The 6,678-nt window shown below is 68.1% G+C and carries 7 protein-coding genes; 5 read left to right on the forward strand and 2 right to left on the reverse strand.

Features of this window, described 5'->3' with window-relative positions; all coding sequences use genetic code 11:
* Positions 1-17: 17 nt before the first annotated feature.
* Together AC1DGP_RS32840 and AC1DGP_RS32845 are read right to left on the reverse strand one after the other, a co-directional pair.
* Positions 18-1,085 carry an ABC transporter substrate-binding protein gene (locus AC1DGP_RS32840; RefSeq protein ID WP_441508715.1) on the reverse strand — a complete coding sequence of 356 codons (1,068 nt, stop codon included), beginning with the start codon at positions 1,083-1,085 and terminating at the stop codon, positions 18-20.
* An 89-nt stretch (positions 1,086-1,174) separates the two neighbouring features.
* A complete protein-coding gene (locus AC1DGP_RS32845; RefSeq protein WP_441508716.1) occupies positions 1,175-1,948 on the reverse strand; it encodes an enoyl-CoA hydratase/isomerase family protein in 774 nt (257 codons plus the stop codon).
* 121 nt (positions 1,949-2,069) lie between these two features.
* Here AC1DGP_RS32845 and AC1DGP_RS32850 point away from each other — a divergent pair, with 121 nt between their 5' ends.
* The 5 genes from AC1DGP_RS32850 to AC1DGP_RS32870 form a co-directional block, all read left to right on the forward strand.
* Entirely contained in the window at positions 2,070-2,894 is an 825-nt protein-coding gene (locus AC1DGP_RS32850) for an IclR family transcriptional regulator (protein WP_441508717.1), read from the forward strand.
* A gap of 88 nt (positions 2,895-2,982) precedes the next feature.
* Positions 2,983-3,297 (forward strand): (2Fe-2S)-binding protein, encoded by a 315-nt coding sequence (locus AC1DGP_RS32855; RefSeq protein ID WP_441508718.1) that lies wholly within the window; start codon positions 2,983-2,985, stop codon positions 3,295-3,297.
* Positions 3,290-4,654 carry an FAD/NAD(P)-dependent oxidoreductase gene (locus tag AC1DGP_RS32860; RefSeq protein ID WP_441508719.1) on the forward strand — a complete coding sequence of 455 codons (1,365 nt, stop codon included), beginning with the start codon at positions 3,290-3,292 and terminating at the stop codon, positions 4,652-4,654. The genes AC1DGP_RS32855 and AC1DGP_RS32860 overlap by 8 nt, the downstream gene beginning before the upstream one ends.
* The gene (locus AC1DGP_RS32865; RefSeq protein ID WP_441508720.1) at positions 4,651-5,805 is read left to right on the forward strand and encodes an NAD(P)/FAD-dependent oxidoreductase; all 1,155 of its coding nucleotides are present in this window, start codon (positions 4,651-4,653) and stop codon (positions 5,803-5,805) included. The genes AC1DGP_RS32860 and AC1DGP_RS32865 overlap by 4 nt, the downstream gene beginning before the upstream one ends.
* Positions 5,806-6,447: 642 nt before the next feature.
* Positions 6,448-6,678, forward strand: a 231-nt coding sequence (locus AC1DGP_RS32870) for a leucine zipper domain-containing protein (RefSeq protein WP_441509266.1), incomplete at its 3' end; no start/stop codon positions are given.

The raw sequence follows: 6,678 nt of genomic DNA on the forward strand, positions 1-6,678 counted from the left end.
CGCTCGTCGCCATCGGATCAGGCCAGGAGCCAGGAGTTGAAGCGTTCGGTGACCTTGGAGCGATTGGCGCTCCACCAATCCTCGTTGGCGATGGCCATCAGCTTCAGATTCTCCGGCGAGGTCGGCAGGACCTTGGCGCGCTCGGCGGGAATCGTCTGATAGGCGTCGAGATTGGTCGGGCCGTAGGCGAGAACCTCGGTGAAGACGGCCTGCGCCTTGGGGTCCGAGCAGAAGCGGATGAACTGGCGGGCGACATCGGCCTTGGGTCCGCCCTTCGGCAGGCCCCAGCCCTCGATCGAATAGAGCCCCTGGTTCCAGACGATCTTGGCGGGCGTGCCGCCGTCGATCGCGGCCTGCAGGCGCGCGTTCCAGCCCGGCAGCATGTCGACCTCGCCGCTTTGCAGCAGCTGTGTCGACTGCGCGCCGCCTGTCCACCAGACCGCGACATGCGGCTTGATCTTGTCGAGCATCTTGAAGGCCCGGTCGATATCGAGCGGGTAGAGCTTGTCGAGCGGCACGCCGTCGGCGAGCAGCGCCTGTTCGATCGTGTCGATCGGGTTCTTGCGCAGGGCGCGGCGCCCCGGGAACTTCTCGACATTGAAGAAATCGGCCCAGCTCGCCGGGGCATTCTTCACCCGGTCGGTGCGGTAGGCGAAGATCGTCGAATAGACATCCGTCCCCATGAACTCGGGCGAGATCGCTTCCGGCATCAGCCTGGGCACATCGGCATGCGCGAAGCCGATCGGATCGAGCAAGCCCTGCGTCTTCAGGATATCGCGCGCCGAGAGCGTCAGCGTGCAGACATCCCAGGTATAGGACTTGGTCTCGACCATCGCCTTGAACTGGGCGGTGGGCTCCGCTTCGCGGGCGACGTTGACGACCTTGTTGCCGGTCGCCTTCTCGAAGGGGTCGTAGAAGGCCTTGCGGAAAGCCGGCCCGAACGGCCCACCGGGGTCGGCGACCGTGATCTGCGTGGCGGCACGCGCCGTGCCGGTGAGATAAGGTGCTGCAAGCGCGCCCGCAGCTGCGCCGCCCGCCAGTTGCAGCAGGGTGCGCCGCGTCGGCTTCGTCATCGTGTTCGTCATCTTCATCTCCCCTTTTTCAGCGGTTTTCCGCATGTCCCCGTAGGTGATCAGATCGTCAGGCCCGCCATCCCGTCAGGCGCGTGGTTCCGTCAGGCGCTTTTGCGTGCAGCCCGGATCGCCAGGAATTGCTCCATCATCCGGGCCGGCTCGCCCGTGCCGTAGGCCTCGCGCTGGTTGCGGATGCCGGCAACCAGGCACTCGCGGAAGCTTGCCTCGGTGACCTCGCGGAAGCGGGCCTTGTTGAGGCGCATGGCGACGGGCGGCTTGCCGGCCAGCTCCTGCGCCAGTGCAAGGGTCGCCTCCATCACCTTGTCCTTCGCCACGACCCGGTTGATCAGGCCGATCCGGAAGCATTCGTCGGCATCCATCATCCGCCCGGTCAGGGTCAGGTCGATGGTGCGGGCGATCCCGATCATCTCGCGCATGATCCAGGGGCCGGTCACCGAGGCGATGCCGGAGTTGATCTCCGGCTGGCCCATCGTGACGCCGGCATGGCCGATGCGCAGATCGCAGAGCAGCGCGACCTGGAAGGCCGAACCCGCCGCCACGCCGTTCAGCGCCGCAACGAGCGGCTTCGAGAGCGAGCGGATCCGGTCGTAGAGCCGCTCCCACTCGCCCATCCACAATTCCGCGCGGTCGGGATCGAAGGTCTTGGTCTCGTTGAGATCCTGGCCGGCCCCGAAGGCGCGGTCGCCGGCGCCGGTGAGGATGATGGCGCGCACTGCCTCGTTCGCTTCGAGCTCGTCGAGCCCCTCGACGAGGCGCGACCGCATCGGCGCGTTCCAGGCGTTGAGTATCTCCGGGCGATTGAGGGTCAGGATGCCGACGGCGCCACGCAGTTCGACCAGAACAGAGTCCTTCATACCGCTCTCCGATGAATGTTTATTGTTATGCGATAACTTCTATTGAATAATCTGCGCGAAAGGCTCACCTTGTCAAGGCCGTTGGCCACGGCCATTGATTGAGCCAGGAGAACAGCCCCCGATGACGATGCCGGAAGCGACACAGAACGGCCGCAGGAAAGCGGCGGCACCAGCCGATCAGGCCGGGCGCAAGGAGGATGCGCTGATGGTCAACTCGGTCGAGAAGGCCTTCCGGGTGCTGTCCGCCTTCGGCCGCCAGCACCAGACGCTCAACCTGTCACAGGTCGCCTCAGAGACGGGGATGGATGTCAGCGCCGCGCAGCGCTTCACCCACACGCTGACCCGGCTCGGCTATCTCCGCAAGGATGCGCAGACAAAGCGCTTCGAGCTGACCGCGAAGACGCTCGATCTCGGCTATCATTTCGTGCGCAGCAGCCGTCTTCTCGACCGGGCGATGCCCTATCTCATGCATCTGAGCAAGGAGACGGAGGAGACGGTCAATCTCACCGTGCGCGAGGGAACCGAGATCATCTTCGTCTCGCGCTTTCTCAGTCGCCATGTGCTGAACACCGACGTCATCATCGGCACGCGGATGCCGGCCTATTGCACCGCGCCGGGCATCGCCATGCTCTCGCGCCTGCCGGAGGACGAGGCGATGGCGATCATCGACGCCTCCGACCTCCAGGCCCACACGCCCTCGACGACCTGGCAGCGCGATGCCCTGCAAGCGAAGCTGCGCCAGGCGGCGGCGCAGGGCTACGCCACCGCCTTCGAGGAGGTCTATCTCGGCGACGCCTCGATCGCCGCGGTGATCGTCGATCATCACGGCCGTCCGGAGGCCGCCGTGAACATCGCCACCTCGACCTCGCGCTATAGCCATGCGGAGGTCGTCTCCCGGTTTTCCTCCCTGGTCATCGCCACCGCGCACGCGATCTCGCGCGTCTGAACCGCAAGCACGAGGCGCTTGACGGTCGACGCGTGTTTTATCAATATTCGAAAACTATTATCGCATTGAAATAACTCCTGGACCCCGCATGGACGCTCCGAAGGCCCAGTTCCGCCGCGTGGCAGCCCGTACCGGGCCCCCCGCGACGCTCAGCTTCGACGGCACGACCATCCCGGCGACGAGTGGCGACAGCGTCCTCGCCGCGCTGCTGGCGAACGGCGCGCTGCTCCGCCGGCTGGAATTCGGCGGCGAGCCGCGGGCCGGCTTCTGCCTGATGGGGGCCTGCCAGGATTGCTGGGTCTGGAGCGCTGAAGGCGGCAGGCTCAGGGCCTGCACCACAAAGGTCGCCGACGGCATGGTGCTGTTTGCCGAACCGCAGCCTGTGGCTGGCGCCCATGGCTGACATCGTCATCATCGGCGCTGGCCCGGCCGGCATCAGCGCGGCCGAGGTGCTTTGCGCACAGGGGCTGCGGCCCATCCTGATCGACGAGGGCGCGCGGGCGGGCGGGCAAGGCTATCGCCGGCCGGCCGATGATCTCGCGCTCGACATGACCAGGCTGATGGGTTCGGAGGCCGGGAAATACGTTGCGTTGCATCGCCGCTTCGCGGCCTTGCGCCCGAAGATCGATTACCGCCCGCGGACGCTGGTCTGGGCCATCGACGGCAACCAGCTGCATCTGCTGTGCGACGCGCGGGCCGAGACGCTCGCTTTCGACAGGCTGCTGATCGCCAGCGGCGCGATGGACCGGGTGGCGCCCCTGCCCGGCTGGACCCTGCCCGGCGTGTTCACGCTCGGCGGCGCCCAGGTCGCGCTGAAGGATCAGGGCTGCCTGATCGGAAGCCGCGTCGCCTTCCTCGGCTCGTCGCCCCTGCTGGCGCTGGCGGCGAAGCAGTATCGCGACATGGGCGCGCAGATCGCCGTGATCGCCGATACGACGCCCTTCGCCGCCAAGGCCGCCACGATCCCGGCCCTGCTGCGAGCGCCCCGGACGCTGCTGCGGGGCATCTGGTACATGGGCGCGTCCCTCCGCGCCGGCACCGAGATGCTGCACGGCGTGACGCCGATCGCCGTCGAGGGCGCGGACCGCGTCGAGGCTCTGGTGCTGGCCGATGCGCGTGGCCGCGAACGCCGCTTCGCCTGCGATGCCGTCGCGCTCGGCTACGGCCTGAAGCCCGAGACGCAACTGGCCGACCTGGCGCGGGCCGAGTTCGCCTATGACCCGGATTTCCGGCTGCACCTGCCCAGGATCGACAGCCTGGGCCGGGCGAGGCCGGGCCTCTACCTCGCCGGAGACGGGGTGCGGATCGGCGGCGCCGACGCGGCCGAAGCGAGCGGCGCGCTCGCCGCCCACGCGATTCTCGCTGATCTCGGCCATCCGCAGGATAGCGAGGCGGTGCGGCGGCTGGCACGGCAGGTCGAGCGCCTGCGTGCTTTCCAGCTCGGGCTGGCGCGCGCCTTCGCCTGGCCGGCGGCGCAGATCGCCGTCCTGCCGGATTCCGTGACGCTGTGCCGCTGCGAGAACGTGACGGTCGGCGAGGTGCGCGCGGCGATGGAGAAGGAGCTCGGGCCGATCGAGGTCAACCGGGTCAAGGCGATGACGCGCTGTGGAATGGGCCGCTGCCAGGGCCGGGTCTGCGGCCCTGCCCTGCAAGAGATCGTGGCGGCGAAGAGCGGGCAGGATGGCGCTTGCGCCGGGCGGCTGCGCGGCCAGGCCCCCGTCAAGCCGATTGCGCTCGCGGCAGCCGGGGATGCGGCATGAGCGAGCGCACGAGCGATGTCGCGATCGTCGGCGGCGGGCTGATCGGCGCCTGGACCGCCTTCTTCCTGGCGCGGCGCGGGCACAGCGTGACCGTGATCGAGAAAGGCCTGGTCGGCGCCCAGTCGAGTGGCGTCAACTTCGGAAACCTGCGGCTTCAGGGCCGCTTTCCCGGGCAGTACCCGCTGTCCCTGCGCTCCCAGGCCCTCTGGGAGGATTTCGATGCCCTGATCGGCGAGGAGTGCGAGTTCGAGCAAACCGGCCATCTCTATCTCGCCTATGACGAGGCGGAGCAGGCCAAGCTCGAGGGCTATGCCGGGGTCTCGGAATCCTACGGGCTGGCGATCGAGCGGGTCGGACCTGCCGAGCTCCGGCGGCGCTGGCCCTGGCTCGGCGAACGGGCCGTCGCCGCCACGTTTTCGGCACGCGACGCCACGGCCAATCCCAGGATCGCGACGCCGGCCGTGGCGCGGGCCGCGGCCAGGCTCGGCGCCGTCATCCGCGAGAACACCCGCGTCACCGCCGTGGATCGCGCGGGCGACGGCTTCGCGCTGACGCTCGCCGATGGCGCGCGGCTGAGCTGCGGCGCGCTCGTCAACTGCGCCGGCGCCTGGGCGCTCGACATCGCGGAGCGGTTCGGCGAGACCGCGCCGGTCTTTCCGGCCGGCCCGCCGCAATTCGTGACGGAGCCGTTTCCCTACGCGATCGGGCCCTCCGTCCAGGCGATCGACGGGTCGGTGATCTTCCGGCAGATCCCGCGCGGCAACATCATCCTGGCCGGCTATCCGCGCACGGCGGCCGATCCGGAGGCGAACCGGGCCCCCGTCCCTCCCGCCAAGACGCTGGCGGCGATGCGGGCGCTGGCGCGTGTCGCGCCGATGCTCGCGCATTGCCATGTCATCCGCGTCTGGTCCGGCATCGAGGCCTATCTGCCAGACATGATCCCGGTGATCGGGCCGAGCGAGACGACCGCCGGGCTGTTCCATGCCTTCGGCTTCTGCGGCCACGGCTTCCAGATCGGCCCCGGCGTCGGATTATGCCTCAGCGAGATGATCGTGGACGGCGCGACGCAGACGCCGCTGGAGCCCTTCTCGATCGGGCGCTTCCGCCAGGCAGCCACCGTCAGCGAGAAATTCCGCAAGGAGTTCGACTGACGCCCTCAAAGCGCGCTGCCGATCCTGCGGAAGCCCGCCAACGACCAGCACGGGCTGGCGGTTTTCCGGGATCATGGGCATGACCGGGATCGGCCGGGAGCTGCTCATCGCGGCCGCCGCGCGGCCGAGATCGCCGGGGATCTTGCCAGTCGATGTTGCCAGTCGATGTTCCCTCGGATCTTGCCCTTGTATCCAAGCGACAGGGACAGGCGCGGTTCCGTCGCGGCACGGATGATCGCCTTCGTCGCCTGGTCGCCCGCCCCCCCTGAGAGAGCCATCGGAGCCTCTATTCGTCGGGGGCGCAGCTATGTTGCGGCTCTGGTAGCGGGTCTTGCGCGAGTGTGCGCGCAGCGCCTTCCGGCGCCACGCGAAGCCACGCGTCTCTCAGATCGCCGGTCGAAAAACAGCGAGCAGGATGGGGCTCGCCGCCGAAGACGTGCCGCTGCGATGCGTTAAAGGATCGGCCCGAAAAGTGGATTGCGGTTTTCGGGGCAAAGCCGATGCTAACACAAAAGGTTAGATCATCGGGGCGGATACGATGTCCGGTCCGATGAGCTAGCTGTGAGCTCTCAATAGGTTGTCCATCCGGTCCCGAGCGAGGAAGCTGAGGTTGCGAAGCTTCAGACCCCTCGGAGGAACCGGATGAACATCCACAAGAATGCCCGGCTGACGCAGTTGGGTCGAGAGCGGATCGTGCGCATGGCGGCGGCAGGCACGGCCTCTCGCGTGATCGCCAGGGCGGCCGGCGTCAGCCTCAAGACCGTCCATAAATGGATCGCCCGTTTCGCCGCCGAGGGCATGGCCGGGCTGGCGGACCGCTCGTCGCGTCCGCGCCGGCTGCATCGCCCGACGCCGGCAGGCCAGGTCGAGCAG

The sequence above is a fragment of the Allobosea sp. 05T433 genome (assembly GCF_056396065.1).

What these genes read in the sequence shown, in the direction of transcription:
- AC1DGP_RS32840 (WP_441508715.1), bottom strand. Translation starts at nt 1,085, where the DNA reads ATGACGAACACGATGACGAAGCCGACGCGGCGCACCCTGCTGCAACTG.
- AC1DGP_RS32845 (WP_441508716.1), bottom strand. Translation starts at nt 1,948, where the DNA reads ATGAAGGACTCTGTTCTGGTCGAACTGCGTGGCGCCGTCGGCATCCTG.
- AC1DGP_RS32850 (WP_441508717.1), top strand. Translation starts at nt 2,070, where the DNA reads ATGACGATGCCGGAAGCGACACAGAACGGCCGCAGGAAAGCGGCGGCA.
- AC1DGP_RS32855 (WP_441508718.1), top strand. Translation starts at nt 2,983, where the DNA reads ATGGACGCTCCGAAGGCCCAGTTCCGCCGCGTGGCAGCCCGTACCGGG.
- AC1DGP_RS32860 (WP_441508719.1), top strand. Translation starts at nt 3,290, where the DNA reads ATGGCTGACATCGTCATCATCGGCGCTGGCCCGGCCGGCATCAGCGCG.
- AC1DGP_RS32865 (WP_441508720.1), top strand. Translation starts at nt 4,651, where the DNA reads ATGAGCGAGCGCACGAGCGATGTCGCGATCGTCGGCGGCGGGCTGATC.